This window comes from Polaribacter sp. Q13, assembly GCF_016858305.2.
Lineage (GTDB): Bacteria > Bacteroidota > Bacteroidia > Flavobacteriales > Flavobacteriaceae > Polaribacter.
The window spans coordinates 2,474,695-2,499,694 of record NZ_CP074436.1 but is presented as its reverse complement, the minus strand read 5'-3'; the positions used below and the strand labels follow the sequence as shown (position 1 = coordinate 2,499,694).

Genomic DNA, 25,000 nt, shown 5'->3' with positions numbered 1-25,000 from the left:
ATTATTTTTCATCCGGAATTAGATGATTAAATAGCTTTACAATATTTATAAATTCGTCTTGTAAATTATCTAAATATTCCTTATCAACTTCACCTTTTTCTGCCTGACTAATAATGTTTCTGTACATGTAAAGTGACGTGTCTATATCGTCAAAAATTAAATCGGTGTCATCTTTAGAAAAAGTACTTAACCAAAGTAATTTTTCTTTGAACAAGTCTATCAATGTTCTAGAGGTCTCTCTAGCTTTTTTAGAATCTTTTAATCGGTAATAGGCTTCTGGGTAACCTAAAGATAAACTGTAATGGTCAAAGTCTTTAATAGGCATTTTATCTAAAGATAAGTCTAAAACTTCTAAGGCTTTTATAGTATCACCTTCTTTTGCAAAAGTTTCAGACAGGCGCAATAAGCTATTACGTAAAGAAATAGAACTTCTTTTGGTTTGCTCATCTAAATAAATTTTACCATCGTTAATGTTTCTCCAATTCCATTTCTGAATGTTAGCGTACATTTTTTCTGGATCAATTCTTCCCATATCAAGCAAACTCTTTTTAGCCATCGGAGTTTTAATAGGAACTAATTTATAGGCCAATCCATCTTGCTGTAAATAGTCTTTTAACCAAAGATACTCTTCGTCAGCATTTGCGCCACCTGTAAAATAAATTGGTTTTTCCCAATTGTTATTGGCAAGAATATCTAACATTAAAATTCTATTCTTAAATAAGGCTCTATCATCTATAGTAATGTCTATATAAGGTACAATCTTATCAGCATCCTTTTGTGCTACAATTCCATTTTTTAATACAGCCTCTTTATTAACAGGAATTCTAATTTTATTTGTTGGATAAAATTTTTCTTTCTGACCATTTTCTGTTTCCACATAAGTAGCATCGCTATCAGAAGCAATCCAACGCATAAAGTTTTTAATAGTCATTATAGAATCTTTAAAACGAGGATGATCCATAGAATAAGCAACATCCAGGGTTCCGTATTTATATTGATCGTGTTTTAATTGAGACGGAATAGGTCCTGCTTTATAGGTAGCTCGTTTCATCTGGTCTATATACCAATCTGTTGCAAATAAAGATGTGTTTATTAGTTTTATATCGGTTCTAACGCCTTCTACTTCTTGCATATACCAAAGCGGGAAGGTGTCGTTATCACCAATAGTAAACATAATGGCATTCTCGTCACAACTTTCTAAATAAGCTTGTGCATTTAAATGTGTTGTATATCTGTTAGAACGATCATGATCATTCCAATTTTGGGAGGCCATTAAGGTTGGTACGGCTAAAAGTGAAATTAAAGAAACGGCAATTGCAACCATTCTTTTGTTGGCAAAACTCTTTAAGTATTCATATAAAGCAAGTACTCCAAAACCAATCCATATAGCAAAAATGTAAAAACTACCTACAACGGCATAATCTCTTTCTCTAGGCTCAAAAGGTTTGGGGTTTGTGTAAAATATAATGGCAAACCCTGTAAAAGCAAAGAATAAAAAGAGGGTGAAGAAATTTTCTTTATCCCATTTAATTTGATATAATAAACCAATAATTCCTAATAATAATGGTAAAAAGTAGTATTTGTTTCTTCCTTTGTTTTCTAAAACTTGGGAAGGTAAATTCTTTTGAGAGCCTAATCGAGCTTCATCAATCGGAGTAATACCACTAATCCAGTTTCCATTAAAAACATCTAAGTTTCCTTGAATGTCGTTTTGCCTTCCTACAAAATTCCACATAAAATAACGTCCATACATATAGCCAAACTGATAGCTCATCATAAACTTTATGTTTTCTGCAAATGTGGGTCTACGTTTACTGTTTTGCGGAATTCCGGCAATAGATTTGTACATTTTTTCTGAAGCAGGGTTTACCATTCTAGGAATAAAACCTTTGTGCTTGTCAGACCAATTTGGTACCACGCCTTTGTAATAATTTACAATCTCGTATTTGCCATTTTTTTTCTCATACTTTGGCTTGTCATCTTTATAAGGGTTGTTAGCATCTTGAGCTCGTTCGTAAGAATTAGAGTAATAGGTATCATAAAACACATTAGCATCTCCATATTGTTCACGATCATAATAAGCTAATAATTCACGAGCACTAGAAGGACTGTTTTCATTAATGGTTGTATCTGCATTTGCTCTAATTGGTAGCATCATCCAAGAAGAAAAACCAATCATTATAAATAATACAGAAAGAATTAAGGTATTTGCATGTATTTTATTTTTCTTTCGGGTAAAGTTTAACCCAAAATAGAACAGTCCTACTAAAATTAAGGCAGCAATAATACTTCCAGAATTATAAGGCATTCCTATAGAATTGATAAAAAACAACTCAGAAGCACTAAAGAATTTTAAGGTAAATGGAAATAAAAATTTAAAGACAAACATTAATGCCACCACAGAAATTACGGTAGCAATGGCAGTTGTTTTTAAGTTGATTTCTTTGTATGTCTTAAAGAAATATAACATTACGATTGCTGGGATTACCAGCAAAGAAAGGATATGTACTCCAAAAGATAATCCTACTACAAAACTAATTAGAATTAACCATTTGTTACCTCTAGCAGTGTGTATTTCATTTTCCCATTTTAAACCTAGCCAGAATAATAATGCCATTAAAAATGATGACATTGCATATACTTCACCTTCTACGGCACTAAACCAAAAACTATCTGAAAAAGTATAGGCTAAAGCACCTACAATAGAGCTTCCTAAAATTGCAATGTATTTTCCCTCAGAAATTTCACCCGTTTTTAGCGCTAGTTTCTTTGCCAAATTGCTAATGGTCCAAAACATAAATAATATGGTGAACGCACTTGCTAGGGCAGACATAAAGTTAACCATTTTGGCAATATGCGTAACATCGGTTGTAAACATTGCAAAAAAGGCACCCAACATTTGGAATAAAGGTGCGCCAGGTGGATGGCCAACTTCTAGTTTAATGGATGTGGAAATGTACTCTCCACAATCCCAGAAACTCACGGTTGGTTCTAAAGTAAGTGTATATGTAATTAAAGCAATTACAAATGTAGCCCATCCTAAGATGATGTTCCATTTTTTAAAATTTGCTGATGTCATAGTGTTTTAATAAGTTGTGGCGAATTTACTAATAAATATGAATAAAAATAGTTGAGAAGAGCTTTTATAAGTGGTAAATTCATCTTAAATGTTTGTTAAATGTAAAAAAAATTAAAAAAAGTTTGCAGGTTCTAAATAAAGGTTTAAATTTGCACCCGCATTAGCGTATTGGCCTATGGTGTAATTGGTAACACACCGGTTTTTGGTACCGACATTCAAGGTTCGAGTCCTTGTAGGCCAACAAAAAAGTCCTAACAATTTAAATTGTTAGGACTTTTTGCTTATTATAAGATTTTTAATTTTATTTCTTCATTAAGAAATCTTTTAAATCTTGATACGTAGAAGCTTTATAAGCCACTTTTGTATTATTGATTACTTTCTTAATTTGTTCTGGGATTGCTACTTTAACAGGTAGAGTTTCTTCCACAACGTCTAAAAATTTAACAGGATGTGCAGTTTCTAAAAATACACCAAATTCATTTTCTTTTAATCCGTGTTTTTTTAAACCTAAGTAACCAACAGCTCCATGAGGATCTGCAACGTAACCAGAATTTGCGTAAATTTCTTTCATAGTAGCACGCGTTTCATCATCAGAAAAACTATACGAAGAAAAAGCACTTTTAAGAGCTTCTAAGTCATTATTGAATAATTCTTGAATTCTGATAAAGTTACTTGGATTACCAACGTCCATCGCGTTAGAAATAGTTGCTTTAGATGGTTTTGGTTTGTAAACTCCATCTTTTAAAAAGTTAGGAACCGTATCATTTACATTTGTAGAAGCTACAAAGTGTTTAATAGGTAAACCTAATTTTTGAGCCATGATTCCTGCGCAAATATTACCAAAGTTTCCACTAGGAACGGAAAATATGAGGTCTTTATGTTTTTTATGTAATTCTTTATAAGCGAAGAAAAAGTAAAACATTTGTGGTAACCAACGCGCAACGTTTATAGAGTTTGCAGAGGTTAATGTTTTCGTGATTTCTTCATCTAAAAAAGCAGTTTTTACCATTTCTTGGCAATCATCAAAAACACCGTCTACTTCAAGAGCCGTAATATTCTGGCCTAAAGTTGTTAATTGTTTTTCTTGAATATCACTCACTTTTCCTGAAGGATATAAAATAACCACATTTACGCCTTTTGCGCCTAAAAATCCGTTAGCAACAGCACCACCAGTATCTCCAGAAGTAGCGACTAAAACAGTAACTTCATCATCATTGTCTTTGTTGAAGTATTCTAAACATTGTGCCATGAATTTGGCTCCAACATCTTTAAATGCCATGGTTGGACCATGAAACAATTCTAAAGCAGCAATATTATCATCAACTTCTACCAAAGGGAAATCGAAAGAAACGGTATTTGCAACAATCTCTTTTAATTTTTCAGTAGGAATTTCATCACCTACAAACTGTTTAATTACTTCGTATGCGATTTCGTAATTTGTATAATCAGAAATGTTTTCAATAAAGTCTTTTGAAAGTTGCTGAATGTTATCTGGAAAATAAATTCCTCTGTCTTTTGCAAGGCCTTCTACAACGGCGTTTTTAAATGTTGATTTTGGCGATTTATGGTGTAAACTGTAATAGTTCATTTTTTAAAGTTTTTGATTTTGAGTTTTGAGTTTTGAGTTATAATGGAAACTAATAACTAAACACTTAAAACTAATAACTATTTAATATTTTCATTCCTTCATGATTCACTTTAGAAATAAACATTTCAAAGTCAATACCTGTATTTTTATAACTTTCTTCGATGCTTTTGTAAACCTCTTTTGCAATTTCATCACCTTTACAAAGTGCAAAAATTGTAGGTCCAGAACCACTAATTCCCGCTCCTAAAGCACCTGTTTTAATTGCTGCGTTTTTAACGTTGTCAAAAAACGGAATTAATTTTTTACGATGAGGTTCAACAATAATATCTACTAATGAATTGCTAATTAGTTTGTAATTATCAGAATATAAACCGCTAATTAAACCACCAACATTTGCCCATTGAGTAACCGCATCTTTCAATGCAATTTCTGTAGGTAAAACGGCTCTAGCGTCTTTTGTTTTAACTTCTACCTGCGGATGAATTGCTACAACTCTCAATTCACTCGGAACCGGTAATTTTATAATTTCTAAAGGATGATAGCTTCTTACAAGAACAAATCCACCGTAAATGGCTGCAGAAACATTGTCGGCAATTGGAGTTCCGCAAGCAACTTCTTCACCAAACATGGCAAATTTGGTTAATTCTAAATCAGAATAGATATTCCCTAATAACTGATTTGCACCAAAAGCAGCACCCGCAGCACTCGCAGCAGAACTACCTAATCCACTTCCAGGAGAAAACCCTTTGTGAATGGTTAATTCAATTCCGAAATCTGCATTTGCTTCAATCAGTATTTTTTTAACTACGGCACTAGCAGCATTTTCATCAACATCATATGTTAAGTTTGCGCCTGTAATATTGGTTATTTTAACACCTTTTTCTGTTGTTTTTGTAAAGGTCATTTCATCTCCAATTGCATCCACGGCAAAACCAAGAGAGTCGAATCCGCAAGAAACATTGGCAACAGTAGCAGGAGCAAATATTTTTAAATAATCCATTTTTATTAGTTTGCAGTCTACAGTATTCAGTTGGCAGTCAGTAAATAACTGAAAAGTGCCCACTGAATACTTGACTTTTTTATTTTTAAGAACAAATTTCAGCTAGTTTTATACTGCTAACTGTGGACTGCCTACTGCCCACTGAATACTTATTTATTAGCTATTCTAATTACATCAGCAAAAATACCAGAAGCAGTAACATCTGCACCAGCACCAGCACCTTTTATGATTAAAGGGTTTTCTGGATATCTGTCTGTAAAGAACAATACAATATTGTCACTACCTTCTAAATTATAAAAAGGATGGTCAGACGGAATGTGTTGTAAACCAACATTTGCTTTACCGTCTACAAATTCTGCAACATATTTTAAACGACAATCTTTGTCATTAGCTTCTTTAAATATATTTTGAAAATGTGCTTCGTTTTTAGTTAATGATGCGTAAAAATCATCATTATTAGTAGTGTTTAAGCTTTCTTCTGGTAAAAAGGCATTTTTTGCAATGTCTTCTAATTCCATTTTATAACCACTTTCTCTGGCTAAAATTAAAATTTTACGAGCAACATCAACACCGCTTAAATCAATTTTTGGATCTGGTTCTGTATAACCTTCTTTTTGAGCAGCTGCAACAACATTGTGAAAAGTTGAATCTGCATTAAAATTATTGAATACAAAATTTAAACTTCCAGATAAAACAGCTTGAATTTTATGAACTCTATCTCCAGAGTTTATTAAATTCTTTAAAGTATCAATAATTGGTAAACCTGCACCCACATTTGTTTCAAACAAGAAAGAAGCATTGTATTTTCTAGAAACTTGTTTTAACGTTTTGTAATTATCAAAGTTAGAAGCACATGCAATTTTATTACAAGTTACAACTGAAATACTTTCTCTTAAATATTTCTCATAAACTTCAGATACTTGTTGGTTTGCGGTATTGTCTACAAAAACACTGTTAATAAGATTGCTTTCTTTTACTTTTTTATGAAAACTATCTAAAGTTGTTGGTTCTCCGTTTTCTAAGTTTTCTTTCCAGTTTTCTAGATCGATGCCATTCTCATCAAAAAACATTTTTCTAGAGTTGGCAATACCAATAACGTTAATACTTAATTTTAAGTTTTCTTTTAAGAATTTTTTCTGTTGATGTAATTGCGCTAAAAAGCGTTCGCCAACATTACCAACACCTGTTACAAAAAGGTTTAATTGTTTTGTTTTTTCTTCAAAAAACTGTTCGTGTAAAGTATTTAAAGCCTTTTTTGCATCGTGTTTATTAATAACTGCAGAAATATTTTTTTCTGATGAACCTTGCGCAATTGCTCTTACGTTTACATTGTTTCTACCTAAGGCGCTAAACATTTGTCCGCTTAAACCTTGGTAATTTTTCATGCTCTCGCCAACGACAGCAATAATTGCTAAGTTGCTTTCTATATTAATTGGTTTTATTTTTTTCTTACCAATTTCTATGTTAAAAGTTTCGTCTAAAAGTTCTTTCGCTTTTGCTGCATCATTTTCAAAAACACCTACACAAATTGAATGTTCTGATGAAGCTTGCGTAATAAACACAACATTTATTTTAGCCACAGAAAGTGTTTCAAATAAACGTTTAGAAAAACCAGGGATTCCAACCATTCCACCACCTTCTAAAGTAATTAAGCTAATGTCTTCTATATGAGAAATTCCTTTCACTTCATTCCCGTTCTTAGGATGCTTGCAAATTAATGTTCCTGCGCTTTCTGGCTCAAATGTGTTTTTAATACGAATAGCAATTTCTTTTCTTAAAGCAGGTTGAATTGTAGGTGGATACAAAACTTTTGCTCCAAAATGAGACAATTCCATTGCTTCTTCATAAGAAATTTCTGCAATAGGATATGCCTGTTCTACAACTCTGGGGTTTGCTGTAAACATACCACTAACGTCTGTCCAGATTTGTAATTCATTGGCATCTAAAGCAGCTGCATAAATAGCTGCCGTAAAATCAGATCCACCTCTACCTAGCGTAGTTGTTTCTTCAAAAACATTAGAAGATATAAAGCCACCTAAAACAATAACTTGGTGTTTGTTTTCTTTAAAAAATGAAGTAATATTTTCATTAGTAGTTTTAAAATTTACCTGAGCGTCTAAATACTCATTATTAGTAATGATTAAATCTCTACTTTCTTTATGGTCAGCATCAAACAATTCTTTTGCTGCATTTGCAATAATATAAGAAGATAGTCTTTCTCCAAAACTGTATACTTTAGCTAATGTTTTATCAGATAATTCTTGTAATAAGAAAATACCTTCGTAAATAGACTGTAGTCGGTCAAATAAATAAGTAACTTCTTCGTGAACTTCTTTTTTATTTTTACCAAGTAAATCATCAACTACTTCAAAATGATTTTTTTTGATGGACCCTAAAGTTTCTTTAGCAGCCGTTATGTCTTCTAAAGCTTCATTAGCACCGGCTAATAATTTATCGGTAGTTTTACCGAATGCAGAAACAACAACTGCAATTTTTTCTTTTTTAGATGCTGCCTCAACAATAGCTAAGACTTTTTGTATTTTTTCTGAACTTGCGACAGATGAACCGCCAAATTTTAATACTTTCATTTTTAATGAATAGTTTGTGTAAATAAATGTTTTATTGAGTCTATTTCGTTGTTATGCGAAACAATAGTTAACCTTGAGTGATATGAATATAGTAGAACCCCTAAAGGGTAATTGTTGTAATTGTGCGTGTAATTGTGCGCATAGAAGTATAAACTACATTTGTAGTTTTAAAAGAGTTAGTATGTGTATTAGGTAAATTCACATAGCAAAAATAGGAGTATTATTTAATTTTATAGCTTTCTATAGCGATTTTTTTATGATTTTAACTAATTTATGATTTTTTGTTAAAAATTAGTTATTTCAAATATTGTTTTAATACTGTTTAGTGCTTTGTTTTGATTTTTCTTTAATAATTAAAGCAATCGGTTTATTTTGAATTTTACTTTCTAACCAAGATAAGATGTCTAAGTATAAGAAAGCTCTTTTTTCATACGGATGATTTTCAAACGTTTTTAGTTTGGCATGAATTTTTTTGAATTCATTTTTAATTTCATGCGGAAAAACATCACTTAAATCTCTAATAGAAGTTAGAAAAACCTTTTGAACTTCTTGTAGGTTTTCCATTTTTAATAAAAATTTGTAGGTATCTACAAACTGTCTTTCTAAATCGTAATCTAATCCACATTCATAATGTGCAATTAAGTTTAAAATACGAGCAAAACACTGCAAATCTTCTGCAGAACCAATGTTTTTAGATTTTATAATTTTCTGTAAATAAATAATACATAGTTTGTTTTTACCCATTCCAAAATACAAACATGCAATCTTATAGTATAGTAAAACTATAAAATGATTGTCGAGTCTGTTTTTATATTCTTCAATTTTTGTATTGATAATTTCTACTAAGTATTCACCTTTATCAAATGACCCCTCTAAAAAGTGTAAGTGCAGTTTGTTTGCATACAAATACAAGAATACTAACAATTCTGTATTGGTATTCATTGGTATTTTATTTTCTTCTATTTCAGACTCGAAAAGAGTTAACTCTTTTTTAAAAGTAGATACCTTTTTTACTAAAAAAGAAGCTTCTAATAAGTAGTTTTTAGATTTTAAATAGAAAACAGGATGAAAGCTTATTAGTTTTGGGCTGTTAAATAAATCTACACATTTACGTGCATATTTATAGCTTAATAAAAAATCTTGAACTAAAAAACTATGCCATAAATGTGCTTTGTATAGCCATAATTTTTCACGAAATCCTAATTTTTTATAGTCATACTTTGGCATTCGATCGCTAAAATATTTATCTACAAACTTTAATTCTTCTTCATTCTTTACATATCCATTTTGAACTAAATGACTATACAATTGCAAAGATAAATTAGAGAGTTTACTTGCAATTACATTGTGTTGGCTTAATTCTTTTGCTTGTATAGATAGTTGATCTGCTCTATTACTAAGGCTTCTGGTTATGTATTGCGTTTCTATTACTTTTTCTAATTCTACAATTTCGTAAGCAATGTTTTTTTCCTCACTATCTAGCGCCATGTTTTTGGCTTTTTCTAAGAGTTTTAAACTTTGCTTGTATAATCCTTTTTGGTATAAAACGGTTGCAAAATCTAATTGCTCTCTAATCTGAATTCTTAAATTTTTATGTGCCGGATTTAAACGTAAACTAATTAAAATTTGCTTGTATAAATGTGCTTTTAAATTAGAGAGTTGTTGTTTAGAAACAATTCCGCTTCCAATAATTACCTTTTCATCATAAATTTTTAGTTTTTCTAAGAACTTAAATAAGGAGAAAAATTTAGCATCTATGTTACCACCTAATCTACCAACATATAAATTAAATTGTCTTTTTTCTGATTTAGTTAAAGACTTAATTAAAACAAAAAGAGCATCATTTTGATGATTGGCTGATGTAACACTTTTACTCATAGTTAATTGATGGTTAAGTATTTAGGTTTTTGTAGATGTTATTAGAAATCGTACGGATTGGTAAAAATAACTATTTATTTTAAGTTCTATATATACATTTGAGTTTAAATAAAATAATCTTTACAGAAATTATGCAAGACAACAAGGTTCAAATTTTTGATACAACATTGAGAGATGGGGAGCAAGTCCCTGGGTGTAAGTTAGATACAAAACAAAAATTGGTAATTGCTGAAAGATTAGATTTGTTGGGTGTAAATGTAATTGAAGCTGGTTTTCCGGTTTCTAGCCCAGGAGATTTTATTTCAGTCACCGAGATTTCAAAAATTGTAAAAAACGCAACCGTTTGTGGTTTAACCAGAGCGGTAGAAAATGATATAAAAGTAGCAGCAGAAGCTTTAAAGTTTGCAAACCATCCTAGAATTCATACTGGAATTGGTACCAGTGATTCTCATATTCAATTCAAATTTAATTCAACAAGAGAAAAAGTAATAGAGCGTGCTGTAAAAGCGGTTTCTTATTCTAAATCTTTTGTAGAGGATGTTGAGTTTTATGCAGAAGATGCAGGTAGAACAGATAATGAGTTTTTAGCAAGAGTTTGTGAAGCTGTTATTAAAGCAGGTGCTACAGTTTTAAATATTCCAGATACAACAGGATATTGTTTGCCAGAAGAATATGGTGCAAAAATTAAATATTTACGTGAAAACGTAAAAGGAATAGATAATGTAATTCTTTCTTGCCACTGTCATAACGATTTAGGTATGGCAACTGCAAATTCAATAGCAGGTGTAATTAATGGAGCACGTCAAATAGAGTGTACTATTAATGGTATTGGAGAAAGAGCAGGAAATACAGCTTTAGAAGAAGTGGTTATGGTGTTAAAACAGCACCCATATTTAAACTTAGAAACAAGTATTAATACAAAACTATTGTATGATACAAGTATTATGGTTAGAGAAAGTATGGGGATGCCTGTGCAACCAAATAAAGCTATTGTTGGTGCAAATGCATTTGCGCATAGTTCAGGTATACATCAAGACGGAGTTATAAAAAACAGAGAAACATACGAAATTATGGATCCTGAAGATGTTGGTGTAACAGAAAGTGCTATTGTTTTAACAGCAAGAAGTGGTAGAGCAGCTTTGGCTTATAGAGCAAAAAAGATTGGTTACGAGTTAACTAAAGTACAGTTAGATATAGCTTATGACGCATTTTTAAATACTGCAGATAAGCAAAAAGAAGTAAAAGACGATGATATTCATGCTATTATGACAGAAGTTAACAAAACTTCTAAAATAGCAACAGCATAAAAATAAACTTTGTCTTCAGGGGTAGTTGTGAATTTTAAGCCAACTATTTAAAATAATCAACTACCTTTGATAAACAGAATAATTTTTATAAGTATAGTATGAAATATACAATCGCAGTAATCCCCGGAGATGGTATTGGACCAGAAGTAACCACGCAAGCAAAAAAAGCCTTAGACGCTGTAGCAGAAGTTTACGATCATATATTTTTATATAAAGAAGCTCAAATGGGCGCTTGTGCTATTGAAAAAACTGGCGATCCATTACCACAAGAAACCGTAGAAATTTGTAAAAATGCAGATGCAATTTTATGTGGAGCCATTGGACAGTTAAAGTACGATAATGACCCGACTTTAAAAATAAGACCAGAGCAAGGTTTATTGCGTTTAAGACAAGAGTTAGAATTGTTCTGTAACGTAAGACCTGTAAAAGCATATCCTAAATTACTTAAAAACTCACCTCTTAAAAAAGAAATAATTTCGGGTACAGATATTCTTATTTATAGAGAATTAATGTCTGGTATTTATTTCGGAAAAAAAGAACTAAGTGAAGATGGTTTAAAAGCATCAGACGTTTGTTCTTATACGGTAGATGAAATTTCTAGAATTACACACTTAGCTTTTAAAGCTGCGCAAGACAGAAAGAAAAAAGTAACCTTAATAGATAAAGCAAATGTTTTAGCAACTTCTCGTTTATGGAGAAAAACAGTTGCAAAAATTGGAGAACAATATCCAGATGTTGACTTAGATTTTATGTTTATAGACAATGCAGCAATGCAAATTGTTTTGAACCCTAAACGATTCGATGTTATTTTAACAGAAAATCTTTTTGGAGACGTTATCTCAGACGTAGCCTGTGTAATTGGAGGATCAATAGGAATTCTAGCTTCAAGCTCAATAGGAGAAAAAAATGCGTTATTCGAGCCAATTCACGGTTCTTATCCACAAGCAGCAGGCAAAGATATAGCCAATCCATTAGCCTCTATTTTATCAGCAGCAATGCTATTAGAACATTTAGGTTTGCAAGATGAGGCAGATGCAATACATAGAGCCGTAGAAAAATCTTTAGATTTAGGTATTACAACACAAGATTTAAAAGGTAAAAACCAATATTCAGCGTCCACTGCTAAAGTAGGTGATTTTATTGCAGATTATATATCAAATCAAGAAGATAGTAATATGAATTTTAAGAACATTCACATGGGGCAAAGTACTATTATTTAGAAGTTATTTCCAGCTTTCCACTGTATCTTTTTGCAGAAAAAGCAAAAAGGATAGAGCCAGTCTTGAGCGTAGTCGAAAGGTTTCAATCTGGGCTAGACCAGTTTGCTAACAATAACTAAAAAAAATAGTAGTTGTGTATTAAAGGAAAAATCGCAATATTTACACCAATGAAAAAACAATTATTAAATAGTATTTCTATTGTCAATGTCATCGTAATTATTACGAATTGATAAGGAAGTGATATTTATATTTTTTATAAACGAACCTTCCATTAAAATGGAAGGTTTTTTTATGAATTTATTTTAAAGATTGAATGTCATATTAAAAAACGGTTAAATAATTGTTAATCAGTTGTTTGAAGTGTTTTTTTAATACATGGATTTAAAGAATATAATTGAATATTATTCAATAAAAATACAGAAACATAGTAATTTAGACAACAAATTGAAGAAAACATTAAATGAAACTAAATAAACACAGTAGCAGATTAACACAAGACGAATCTCAACCTGCATCACAAGCAATGTTATATGCAGTAGGTTTAACGGATGAAGACATGCAGAAAGCGCAAGTTGGTATTGCAAGTACTGGTTATGATGGTAACCCTTGTAATATGCATTTAAATAATTTGGCAGCAGAGGTCAAGGTAGAAAGCAATATTGCAGGTTTAGTCGGTTTAGGATTCAATACAATTGGTGTTTCAGATGGTATTTCTATGGGTACTTCGGGTATGAATTACTCATTAGCATCTAGAGATATCATTGCAGACTCTATAGAAACAGTAATGAATGCTCAAAGTTATGACGCATTGGTTTCTGTGGTTGGTTGTGATAAAAACATGCCAGGAGCAGTAATTGCAATGTTGCGTTTAAACCGTCCATCTATAATGATGTATGGTGGTACAATTGCATCAGGAAATTACAAAGGAAAAAAATTAAATATTGTTTCTGCTTTTGAAGCTTTAGGTCAAAAAATGGCTGGAGAGATAGAAGAAGAAGAATATAGAGAAATTATAAAAAGAGCAATTCCTGGTGCTGGAGCTTGTGGTGGTATGTATACTGCAAACACAATGGCTTCTGCAATAGAATGTATGGGATTCTCATTACCTTATAATTCATCAATACCAGCAGAAAATCCTAATAAATTATCTGAAGCAGAAAGAACAGCTTTGGCAATTAAAAATTTATTAGAGTTAGATTTAAAACCTTTAGATATTATTACTAAAAAGTCTTTAGAAAATGCAATTGCATTGGTAAATGCTTTAGGTGGGTCTACTAATGCAGTATTGCACTTTTTAGCAATTGCACACGCAGCTGATATTGAGTTTACATTAGCAGATTTTCAAAAAGTAAGTGATAGAACTCCGTTAATAGCAGATTTAAAACCATCTGGAAAATATTTAATGGAAGATGTACATAGTATTGGTGGTACACCTGCAATAATGAAATATTTATTAGATAGAGGTTATTTACATGGAGATTGTATGACAGTTACTGGTAAAACATTAGCAGAAAACTTGGCAGATGTAGAAGCAATGGAATTTGATGAGCAAGATGTAATTCACCCAACAGATAAAGCATTAAAATCTTCTGGTAACTTGCAGATTTTATATGGAAACTTAGCGCAAGAAGGAGCTGTAGCAAAAATTTCTGGAAACGAAGGGTTGCTTTTTGAAGGAAAAGCAGTAGTTTATGATGGAGAACAAGCAGCAAATACCGGAATTATAAACGGAGAAGTAGAAAGAGGAGATGTTGTCGTCATTAGGTATGTTGGACCTAAAGGAGGACCAGGAATGCCAGAAATGTTAAAACCAACTTCTTTAATTATGGGAGCAGGTTTAGGAAAATCTGTAGCGTTAATTACAGATGGTCGTTTTTCTGGAGGAACCCATGGTTTTGTGGTTGGACATATTACACCAGAAGGACAAGAAGGAGGAACTATCGGAATTCTTGAAACAGGCGATAAAATTAGAATTAGTGCAGAAGACAATTCAATAAATGTATTACTTTCTGATGAAGAGTTAGCAGCAAGAAAAGCAAATTGGGTTGCACCAGCATTAAAGCACAAAAAAGGAATTTTATACAAATATGCAAAATCAGTAGCATCGGCATCTAAAGGATGTGTTACCGATTTGTAGTTTTAAATAAAATCAAGAAATAAGATTTAAAAAGAGACAAGAAACAAGGGTAAGAGTGAGAAGTATTTATTCTCTCCTCTATATTCTCTTTTCTAAAAATAAAATATATGGATACACAAACCATAAAAAATACACAAACCACAGCAAAAGTTACAGAAAGGATTTCTGGTAGCGAAGCAATCGTTAGATGCTTAATTGCAGAAGATACAAAAATAATTTATGGATATCCTGGTGGAGCAATTATGCCAGTTTATGATGAGTTATATAAGTATCAAGATAAAATTCATCACGTTTTAACACGTCATGAGCAAGGTGCAACGCATTCTGCACAAGGATTTGCAAGAATTTCAGGTAAAGTAGGTGTGTGTATTGCAACTTCTGGTCCGGGGGCAACCAATTTAATTACTGGTATTGCAGATGCTCAAATAGATTCTACCCCAATGGTGTGTATTACAGGGCAAGTTTTTTCTAAGTTATTAGGAAGTGATGCATTTCAGGAAACAGATATTGTTGGTATTTCAACTCCGGTTACAAAATGGAACTGTCAGGTAACCAAAGCATCTCAAATTCCTGAGGCGATTGCAAAAGCTTTTTATATAGCAAAAAGTGGAAGACCAGGGCCTGTTTTAGTAGATATTACTAAAGATGCACAACAAGAAATGTTCGATTTTTCGTATGAAAAATGTACAAAGGTTAGAAGTTATTTTCCAGTACCAAAAATAGATATTTCTTCTATTGAGGCTGCTGCAAAATTAATTAATGCTGCAAAAAAACCATTAGTAGTTTGGGGACAAGGAGTAATTTTAAGTGAAGCGGAAGAAGCATTTAAAGCGGTAATTGAAAAAGCAGGTATTCCTTCTGCTTGGACAATCTTAGGGGCTTCTGCAATTCCTACCTCTCATCCATTAAATGTTGGTATGGTTGGTATGCATGGTAATTACGCGCCAAATGTATTAACAAACGAGTGTGATGTATTAATTGCAATTGGTATGCGTTTCGATGATCGTGTTACGGGAAGTTTAAATACCTATGCCAAACAAGCCAAAGTAATTCACTTTGAAATTGATCCGGCAGAAATAGATAAAAACGTAAAAACAGATGTAGCAGTTTTAGGTGATGCAAAAGCAAGCTTAGCGTTATTGTTACCAATGTTAAACGAAAATAAACATCCAGAATGGCGTCAGAAATTTGCAGATTTATATGCTATTGAGTATGAAAAAGTAATTAAAGACGATATTCATCCAACGAAAGAAGGATTGACTATGGGTGAGGTTTTAAAAGAAATCAACATTCAGAGTAAAGGAAATGCAGCAATTGTAAGTGATGTTGGTCAACACCAAATGATTGCTTGTAGGTATGCAGAATTCAACCAAACCAAAAGTAATATTACTTCTGGAGGTTTAGGTACTATGGGCTTTGGTTTGCCAGCGGCAATTGGAGCTAAAATGGCGGCTCCAGAAAGAGATGTTGTTTCTATTTCTGGTGATGGTGGTTACCAAATGACAATTCAAGAATTAGGAACTATATTTCAGCAAAAAATAGCATTAAAAGTAGTCGTGTTAAATAATGATTTCTTAGGAATGGTACGCCAGTGGCAACAATTGTTTTTTGACAAACGTTATGCATCAACAGAAATGGTAAATCCAAATTTTGTTGCTATTGCAGAAGGGTATTATATAAAAGCAAAGAAGGTTACTAAGCGAGAAGAATTAGCCGACGCTGTTGCAGAAATGATGGCGAGTAAAGAGGCGTACTTTTTAGAAGTTTGTGTAGAAAAAGAAGGAAATGTTTTTCCTATGATTCCTACAGGAGCAAGTGTATCAGATATAAGACTAGAATAAGATGAGTGAAGATAAACAACTATATACAGTATCAATTTATACTGAAAATAATATTGGATTGTTGAATAGAATTTCAGCCATTTTCCAAAGAAGACATATAAACATAGAGAGTTTAAATACTTCTCCGTCAGAAATTGAAGGTGTTTCTAGATTTACTATTGTTGTGAATATGACAGAAGTAAATATGAAAAAAATTATTGGTCAGATAGAAAAACAAGTAGAGGTTATTAAGGCGTATTATCATAAGGATGATGATACTATTTATCAAGAATCTTGCATGTTTAAGGTGAAATCTAATTTATTATTTGATGAACGCCAAATTCAAAACATTATTAAAGATAGTAACTCAAGAATAGTTACTGTAAATAAAGAGTTTTTTGTAATTGAAAAATCAGGAAAAAAAGAAGAAATTGATTTATTATACAAAGAATTAAGTGTTTTTGGTATTATGCAATTTACCCGTTCAGGTCGTATTGCTGTTACTAAAGACGAAATGAAAATATCAGCATTACTAGAAACATACAACAACTAAATAAAGATAAAAGAGTATAGATTTTAGAGAATAGAAAGAAGGTGTTTAAAACGTTATTCTGTTCTCTTTTATCTTTGCTTTAATCAACAAACAAAAACAATAAAAATGTCAAATTATTTTAACACATTAACATTAAGAGAAAAATTAGAGCAATTAGGAAAATGTCGTTTTATGGACGCTTCAGAATTTGAAGACGGAGTAGAAGCATTGAAAGGGAAGAAAATTGTTATTGTAGGTTGTGGAGCACAAGGTTTAAACCAAGGTTTAAATATGAGAGAATCTGGTTTAGATATTTCTTATACTTTAAGACAGGCTGCTATCGATCAAAAGAGACAGTCTTATATAAATGCATCTTCAAATAATTTTGAAGTTGGTAGTTATGAAGAAATGTTACCAAGTGCAGACGTGGTAATTAATTTAACGCCAGATAAACAACATACAAATGTTGTAAATGCAGTAATGCCATTAATGAAAAAAGGAGCTACATTATCTTACTCTCACGGTTTTAATATCGTTGAAGAAGGGATGCAAGTTCGTAAAGATTTAACTGTAATTATGGTGGCGCCTAAGTCTCCAGGTTCTGAAGTTAGAGAAGAGTATAAAAGAGGATTTGGAGTACCAACTTTAATTGCGGTTCACCCAGAAAATGATCCACAAGGAAAAGGTTGGGCAGAAGCAAAGGCGTATGCAGTTGCAACAGGAGGTCATAAAGCAGGAGTTTTACAATCTTCTTTTGTTGCTGAGGTAAAATCTGATTTAATGGGAGAGCAAACTATTTTATGTGGTTTGTTACAAACAGGAGCAATTTTATCTTTTGATAAAATGGTTGAAGAAGGAATTGAACCAGCGTATGCGGGTAAATTAATTCAATATGGTTGGGAAACTGTAACGGAAGCTTTAAAGCATGGAGGAATCACGAATATGATGGACAGATTGTCTAATCCAGCAAAAGTAGAAGCTTTTAGATTATCTGAAGAATTAAAAGACATTATGCGTCCATTGTTCCAAAAACATATGGATGATATTATGACAGGTCATTTCTCTGCTACCATGATGGAAGATTGGGCTAATGATGATAAAAACTTATTAACTTGGAGAGCTGCAACAGGAGAAACTGCTTTTGAAAAACAAGTAATCACAACAGATGAAATTCCTGAACAAGAATACTTTGATCACGGAACTTTATTAGTTGCTTTTGTAAGAGCTGGTGTAGAGTTAGCTTTCGAAGCAATGACAGAATCTGGTATTATTGCTGCTTCTGCTTATTACGAGTCTTTACATGAAACGCCATTAATTGCAAATACAATTGCAAGAATGAAATTGGCAGAAATGAATCGTGTAATTTCTGATACTGCAGAATATGGTTGTTATTTATTTGACCATGCTTGTAAGCCTTTATTAACAGATTTTATGAAAGATGTAAAAACTAATATTATTGGTAAATCTTTTAGCTCAGAAAATGGAGTTGATAACCAAGAGTTAATTAGAATTAACGCTATTATTAGAAATCATCCAGTAGAAATAGTAGGAGCAAAATTAAGAGCTTCTATGACAGCAATGAAAGTTGTTAAAACGGCTTAATAAAGTGTGTTTTTATTATAAAGGATCCTTTAAGATATATATTTAAGGATTTCTATAAAGCACTATTTCCCTCAAAAAAGGTGTTAAAAAAACCCGTCAGATTTCATAATCTGACGGGTTTTCTTTTTACATTTGACCAATGCAAACAAATCATATTTATTACCCAAGTTTAGAAAGCGTAAAAGAAGCTTCTGAAAACTTAAAAGGTGTTGCTTTTGAAACTCCGTTGAGCAAAAACTTTAGTCTCTCTAAAGAATTAGAAGCTACAATTCTATTTAAAAGAGAAGATTTACAAGTAGTGCGTTCTTATAAAATTAGGGGAGCGTATAATAAAATGTCTTCTTTAACTTCGGATGAAAAACAAAGAGGAATTGTTTGTGCAAGCGCCGGTAATCACGCGCAAGGAGTTGCTTTGTCTTGTAAATTATTACAGGTAAAAGGAACTATTTTTATGCCATCTCCAACGCCAAATCAAAAAATTAACCAAGTAAAAATGTTTGGTGAAGATTTTATTGAAATTGTAATAGAAGGTGATACTTTTGATGATGCTTCTGATGCTGCAAAATTAGAATGTGATTCTAAAAATAAAACTTTTATTCATCCTTTTAATGATGAAAAAGTAATAGAAGGCCAAGCAACGGTTGGTTTAGAAATTTTAAACCAAACTAAAGAGAAAATAGATTATGTTTTTGTGCCTATCGGCGGCGGCGGTTTGTCTGCAGGATTGTCATCAGTATTCAAATACCTATCACCAGAAACCAAAATAATTGGAGTAGAACCAGAAGGAGCGGCTTCTATGCTAACGTCTCTAAAGAATAAAAAAAACACCACTTTACAAACAATTGACTCTTTTGTAGATGGTGCAGCTGTAAAAAGGGTGGGTGATTTAAATTTTGAGATTTGTAAGCAAAATTTAACGGAAGTAATTACAGTTCCTGAAGGGAAGATTTGCCAAACCATTTTAGATCTTTATAATAAAGATGCCATTGTTGTTGAGCCTGCAGGCGCATTGAGTATTGCTGCGTTAGATTTTTATGCAGATAAAATTAAAGGTAAAAACGTGGTATGTGTGGTGAGTGGAAGTAATAATGACATTACGAGAACTCCAGAAATTAAAGAACGTGCTTTATTGTATGCCGACTTAAAGCATTATTTTATTGTAAAATTCCCACAAAGAGCAGGATCTCTAAAAGAGTTTGTTGTAGAGATTTTGGGTCCGAATGATGATATTACACATTTTGAATATACCAAAAAGAATAACAGAGCAAATGGATCTGCTGTTGTTGGTTTAGAGTTGAAATCTTCTAAAGATTTAGCACCTTTGATTCAAAGGATGAAAGAAAATAATTTCTTTGGTGATTATCTAAATGATAAGCCAGATTTGTTTCAGTTTTTGGTATAAGGTCGCAACAAAGGAGAACGCTTTCTATTTAAACCTCGAAAACCATTTCGTGTTTAAAATAATAAATGAGATAGTTTACAGTTATTTTTAGTTAATTTTGGATAATAAATAATAGTTTATTTATTGTCGAATTATTATTATTTCTATAATTTATAAAAACAATTCATGAAGAAACAATTTACAGAAATTCCAGAAGCATATAAAATCACTTCACTTTTACATCAAAAAACATATTTAGTTAGTGGAGAGTTAAAAGAATGGAAGGGTGAAACTACAGAGGTGTATTCTACTATTTCATCAACTAAAGAATACAAACCAACGTTATTAGGTACGGTACCAAACTTAACAGGAGAAGAAGGTTTAGAGGCGTTAAATTCTGCCTATAGAGCTTATGATAAAGGTCAAGGTTTATGGCCAACAATGCGAGTTGCAGATAGAATTGAATGTATGGAGGAGTTTGCAGAGCAAATGAAAACCAAACGAGATGAGGTTGTAAAACTATTAATGTGGGAAATAGGTAAAGCATTACCAGATTCTGAAAAAGAATTTGATAGAACCATAGAATATATTTACGATACTATTGAAGACTACAAGCAAATGGATAGAGATTCTGCTAAGTTTGAAAAACATAGTGGCGTGCATGCGCATATTAGACGTGGTCCTTTAGGTGTAGTTTTGTGTTTAGGTCCTTATAATTATCCTTTAAATGAAACGTTTGCGTTGTTAATTCCTGCTTTAATTATGGGGAACACAGCGGTTTTTAAACCTGCAAAACATGGAGTTTTACTATTGTCGCCATTATTAGAGGCGTTTCAAAATAGTTTTCCAGAAGGCGTGGTAAATGTAATTTATGGTAGAGGGCGTGTTTTAGCAACTCCTATTATGAAAACCGGTAAAGTAGATATATTGGCTTTAATAGGTAACAGTAAATCTGCAAATGCAATTCAGGCAAATCATCCATTTAAAAATAGATTACGTTTAGTTCTTGGTTTAGAAGCTAAAAACCCTGCAATAGTATTGCCAGATGCAGATTTAGATTTGGCAATAGATGAATGCCTTTCTGGGGCAACTTCTTTTAACGGACAGCGTTGTACGGCTTTAAAAATTATTTATGTGCATGAACATATTGTAGATAAATTTAACAAACGATTTGCGAAAAGAGTAGATGCTTTAAAATTTGGAAATCCTTGGGAAGACGGTGTGAAATTAACACCTTTGCCAGAACCAGAAAAACCAGCATATATTCAAGAATTAATTGATGATGCTGTTGCAAAAGGAGCAAAAGTAATTAATAAAAAAGGAGGTAAAACTTCTGAAAATTATATTTTTCCATCCGTTTTATACCCTGTATCTAAAGATATGAGAGTGTTTCAAGAAGAGCAATTTGGGCCTGTAACGCCTATTGTGTCTTTTAAAAATATTCAAGAGCCTTTAGATGATATGGCAGAATCTAACTACGGACAACAAGTAAGCGTTTTTGGTAGCGAGGTAAAAACTTTGGCGCCTTTAATTGATACGTTGGTAAACTTAGTTTGTAGAGTAAACTTAAATAGTGCTGCCCAACGTGGGCCAGATGTATATCCGTTTACAGGAAGAAAAGATTCTGCAGTATCAACTTTAAGTGTGCATGATGCTTTGCGATCTTTTTCTATTAGAACATTTTTAGCGTCTAAAGATACATCTTATAATAATGCTATTTTAGAAGAATTATTAGATAAAAAAGCGTCTAATTTTATCAATACAGATTATATTTTATAAAAAAATAAGTTATCCATAATAAAAAGACCTCCATTTTTGGAGGTCTTTTTATTATGGATAAGACTATTTTAAAGGTTATTAAAATAAGATAACTATTGCATGTTTTAAGCTTGATTAATCTCTGTCAAAATTTCTTTAACATTTTCTTTTCTATACGGGAATCAAAAACTTGGAGTTAAACTTCAAATGACGGCATATGTGGTATAAATTGAGTTGTAAACTCATTTAGTAAGAGAGTTTGATTTCTTTAGATTCTAATCTACTTTTTAGTATACTTAAATCAGACGCATTATGTAATTTTTAATAGTTTTCATTATTTTTAAAAGATAGCTGTAAAATTCTAAACCTTAATAGTAAACATTGGTTTTAAAGCATTTTTAGTTAGATTTTTGGTAACACTTCCTGTAAATAAATGTACTAAACCACTCCTGCCATGTGTGCTTAAAGCAATTAAATCTGCATTAATATCCTTAGAGAAATTCAAGATTCCTTTTTCTACAGAAACATCACTGTACACGTTTATTTTGTGTTTTGGTAAATTAAAATTAGAAATAAAGTCTTTTATTTTGTGTTTTGCTTCCGAAGTTCCTTGAAAGTTAGCAGGAGTATTTATCTTTAATAAATGAATTTTACTGTCAAAAATAGTAGCAAAATCAATAAACTTACCAAATACCTCTTTATTTTCTTCTTTAAAATTTGAGGCGAAAACTAAATTTTTTAATTTAAATTTATTGCTATCTTTTTTGACAACTATTACGGGTGTCTTAGAAGTTCTTACTATTTTTTCAGTGTTTGATCCAATCAATATTTCTTCAAATTCAGAATGACCTTTAGAACCCATTATTATTAGGTCTGCATCAATCTTATTCGCATATTTTTTAATTCCTTCAAAAGGATTATTTAGTTTTATAAAGTATTCAACACGAGTGTCTTTGTCGAAGAAATTTTCTTTAAACTCTAATACTTTTTCTCTAACTTTTCTTAAATAAAGCATGCTTTCTGGAATGCTAAATTTACTTCCAGCTGCCATATCAGTAATGCCTTTAGGAAGTTCAATTAGGTGAATAAGGTAGATGGTGGCGTTTGTTTTTTTTGCAATTTTTGCAGCCATTTTTGATGCATATTCAGATGTTTTTGAGAAATCTATAGGGACTAAAATTTTTTTCATAATTCAAAAAATTAGAGGTTAATATGGTTGTATATAAAGTTACAAAAAATAATTGACTTAAACTTAGTTTGGTAAATCCCAAACATTTAGTATATTTGCACCGAAATTTACAATAAATGGAGAAGGAAGGGGACTAAAGAGTCCCCTCTTTTTATATTTTATTTTAGGATTTAAAATGGACCAAACCAAGGTAAAAGATTTAGTAGAAGAAGCACTGGCACTTAATGAGTCGTTATATTTGATTGATTTATCTATCTCAGAAAACAACAAAATTCAGGTTACAGTAGATGGTGATAATGGTGTTCCTTTAAGTGAATGCATTAGAATTAGTAGAAGTGTAGATAATAATTTTGATAGAGAAGAAGAAGATTTTTCTTTAGAAGTTTCTACACCAGACATATCGCATCCATTAAAAATAAAAAGACAATATATTAAAAACATTAGTAGAATACTTAAAGTAAAAACTTCAGAAGAAGAATTTGAAGGCACTTTAGTAGAAGCAGATGAAGATAAAATTGTTTTAAATTGGAAAGCAAGAGAACCAAAGCCCATAGGTAAAGGGAAAGTAACTGTAACAAAAACAGTAACTTTAGCTTATGAGGATATTAGAGAAGCAAAAGTGAAGATTGTATTTTAAGCAAAAATGTAATGGAGAATATAGCATTAATTGATTCGTTTTCAGAATTTAAAGATAACAAGAGTATAGACAGAGTAACATTAATGTCTATTTTAGAAGAAGTTTTTAGAGCTGCCTTAAAACGTAAATTTGGTTCAGATGATAATTTTGATATTATTATTAATCCAGATAAAGGAGATTTAGAAATTTGGAGAAATAGAGTTGTTGTTGCAGATGGTTTTTCTGAAGATGATAATGAAGAAATTGAATTAGCGGAAGCAAGATTAATTGAGCCAGATTTTGAAATTGGTGAAGATGTATCTGAAGAAGTGAAGTTGATAGATTTAGGAAGAAGAGCTATTTTAGCATTACGTCAGAACTTAATTTCTAAAATTTACGAACACGATAGTACAAACATCTTTAAACAATTTAAAGAATTAGAAGGCGAATTATATACGGCAGAAGTGCATCACATTCGCCACAATGCAATTATTTTGTTAGATGATGATGGTAATGAAATTGTATTACCAAAAAGTGAGCAAATTCGTTCAGATTTCTTTAGAAAAGGAGATTCTGTAAAAGGAATTATTAAAACAGTAGAATTAAGAGGAAATAAACCAGCGATTATCTTATCTAGAACATCGCCTGTTTTCTTAAATAAATTGTTTGAACAAGAAATTCCAGAAGTGTTTGACGGTTTAATTACAGTTGAAGGAGTTGCAAGAATACCAGGAGAAAAAGCAAAAGTAGCGGTAGATTCTTATGATGATAGAATAGACCCTGTTGGAGCTTGTGTTGGTGTTAAAGGTTCAAGAATTCATGGTATTGTACGTGAATTAGGGAACGAGAATATAGATGTTATTAACTATACCAAAAACGAACAGTTATTTATTTCAAGAGCATTAAGTCCTGCAAAAGTGACTTCAATGGAAATAGAAATGTTTGAAGAAGAACGAAACGGTAAAAAAGGACGTGTAAGCGTTTTATTAAAACCAGAAGAAGTTTCTAAAGCTATTGGTAGAGGTGGTGTAAATATTCGTTTAGCAAGTGAGTTAACAGGTTACGAAATAGACGTTAAGAGAGAAGGTCTAGAAGAAGAAGACGTAGAGTTAACAGAATTTGGAGATGAAATTGAAGATTGGGTTATTGTAGAATTCAAAAAGATTGGTTTAGATACTGCAAGAAGCGTACTAGAAACTAGTGTTGCAGAGTTGGTAAAAAGAACCGATTTAGAAGAAGAAACAATTATGGACGTTCAAAGAATCTTGAAAGAAGAATTTGAGGACTAAGTATAGTATAGAAGTA

At 31.7% G+C, this 25,000-nt stretch carries 16 protein-coding genes and 1 tRNA gene; 11 read left to right on the top strand and 6 right to left on the bottom strand.

Translation table 11 applies throughout. The annotated features are described in order from the left end of the window. Position 1 precedes the first annotated feature (1 nt). On the bottom strand, positions 2-3,079 hold the full coding sequence (locus JOP69_RS10400) for a DUF2723 domain-containing protein (RefSeq protein ID WP_203394229.1): 3,078 nt from the start codon (positions 3,077-3,079) through the stop codon (positions 2-4). 169 nt (positions 3,080-3,248) lie between these two features. Here JOP69_RS10400 and JOP69_RS10395 point away from each other — a divergent pair. After that, positions 3,249-3,320 (top strand) — tRNA-Gln (locus JOP69_RS10395). Between the two features lie 60 nt (positions 3,321-3,380). Here JOP69_RS10395 and thrC read toward each other — a convergent pair. The 4 genes from thrC to JOP69_RS10375 form a co-directional block, all read right to left on the bottom strand. Continuing rightward, positions 3,381-4,667 carry a threonine synthase gene (thrC, locus tag JOP69_RS10390; RefSeq protein WP_203394230.1) on the bottom strand — a complete coding sequence of 429 codons (1,287 nt, stop codon included), beginning with the start codon at positions 4,665-4,667 and terminating at the stop codon, positions 3,381-3,383. A 70-nt stretch (positions 4,668-4,737) separates the two neighbouring features. Then, positions 4,738-5,667, bottom strand: coding sequence for a homoserine kinase (locus tag JOP69_RS10385; RefSeq protein WP_203394231.1), 930 nt, complete (start codon positions 5,665-5,667; stop codon positions 4,738-4,740). Between the two features lie 149 nt (positions 5,668-5,816). Further along, positions 5,817-8,255, bottom strand: coding sequence for a bifunctional aspartate kinase/homoserine dehydrogenase I (thrA, locus tag JOP69_RS10380; protein WP_203394232.1), 2,439 nt, complete (start codon positions 8,253-8,255; stop codon positions 5,817-5,819). Positions 8,256-8,567: 312 nt separating this feature from the next. Then, positions 8,568-10,133: a hypothetical protein gene (locus JOP69_RS10375; protein WP_203394233.1), complete on the bottom strand. Its 1,566-nt coding sequence runs from the start codon at positions 10,131-10,133 to the stop codon at positions 8,568-8,570. Between the two features lie 131 nt (positions 10,134-10,264). On the opposite strand from JOP69_RS10375, the gene JOP69_RS10370 reads away from it, so the two are divergent. The 8 genes from JOP69_RS10370 to JOP69_RS10335 all read left to right on the top strand — a co-directional run bounded on the left by JOP69_RS10370 (position 10,265) and on the right by JOP69_RS10335 (position 21,911). Further along, a complete protein-coding gene (locus JOP69_RS10370) occupies positions 10,265-11,440 on the top strand; it encodes a 2-isopropylmalate synthase (RefSeq protein WP_203394234.1) in 1,176 nt (391 codons plus the stop codon). A gap of 98 nt (positions 11,441-11,538) precedes the next feature. Next, positions 11,539-12,660 (top strand): 3-isopropylmalate dehydrogenase, encoded by a 1,122-nt coding sequence (leuB, locus tag JOP69_RS10365; RefSeq protein WP_203394235.1) that lies wholly within the window; start codon positions 11,539-11,541, stop codon positions 12,658-12,660. Positions 12,661-13,120: 460 nt separating this feature from the next. Next, a complete protein-coding gene (gene ilvD, locus JOP69_RS10360) occupies positions 13,121-14,797 on the top strand; it encodes a dihydroxy-acid dehydratase (RefSeq protein WP_203394236.1) in 1,677 nt (558 codons plus the stop codon). 107 nt (positions 14,798-14,904) lie between these two features. After that, positions 14,905-16,638: a biosynthetic-type acetolactate synthase large subunit gene (gene ilvB, locus JOP69_RS10355; RefSeq protein WP_203394237.1), complete on the top strand. Its 1,734-nt coding sequence runs from the start codon at positions 14,905-14,907 to the stop codon at positions 16,636-16,638. A 1-nt stretch (position 16,639) separates the two neighbouring features. Next, entirely contained in the window at positions 16,640-17,170 is a 531-nt protein-coding gene (gene ilvN, locus JOP69_RS10350) for an acetolactate synthase small subunit (protein ID WP_203394238.1), read from the top strand. Between the two features lie 105 nt (positions 17,171-17,275). Beyond that, the gene (ilvC, locus tag JOP69_RS10345; protein ID WP_203394239.1) at positions 17,276-18,751 is read left to right on the top strand and encodes a ketol-acid reductoisomerase; all 1,476 of its coding nucleotides are present in this window, start codon (positions 17,276-17,278) and stop codon (positions 18,749-18,751) included. A gap of 139 nt (positions 18,752-18,890) precedes the next feature. Beyond that, positions 18,891-20,153, top strand: coding sequence for a threonine ammonia-lyase IlvA (ilvA, locus tag JOP69_RS10340; protein ID WP_203394240.1), 1,263 nt, complete (start codon positions 18,891-18,893; stop codon positions 20,151-20,153). Between the two features lie 165 nt (positions 20,154-20,318). Further along, a complete protein-coding gene (locus JOP69_RS10335) occupies positions 20,319-21,911 on the top strand; it encodes an NADP-dependent glyceraldehyde-3-phosphate dehydrogenase (protein WP_203394241.1) in 1,593 nt (530 codons plus the stop codon). Positions 21,912-22,251: 340 nt separating this feature from the next. Here JOP69_RS10335 and JOP69_RS10330 read toward each other — a convergent pair whose 3' ends face one another. Continuing rightward, on the bottom strand, positions 22,252-23,079 hold the full coding sequence (locus JOP69_RS10330) for a universal stress protein (RefSeq protein ID WP_203394242.1): 828 nt from the start codon (positions 23,077-23,079) through the stop codon (positions 22,252-22,254). Positions 23,080-23,254: 175 nt separating this feature from the next. Here JOP69_RS10330 and rimP point away from each other — a divergent pair, with 175 nt between their 5' ends. Then, positions 23,255-23,716 carry a ribosome assembly cofactor RimP gene (gene rimP, locus JOP69_RS10325; RefSeq protein WP_203394243.1) on the top strand — a complete coding sequence of 154 codons (462 nt, stop codon included), beginning with the start codon at positions 23,255-23,257 and terminating at the stop codon, positions 23,714-23,716. Positions 23,717-23,727: 11 nt separating this feature from the next. Then, positions 23,728-24,984, top strand: a complete 1,257-nt coding sequence (gene nusA / locus JOP69_RS10320) for a transcription termination factor NusA (RefSeq protein ID WP_203394244.1) — start codon at positions 23,728-23,730, stop codon at positions 24,982-24,984. Positions 24,985-25,000 lie beyond the last annotated feature (16 nt).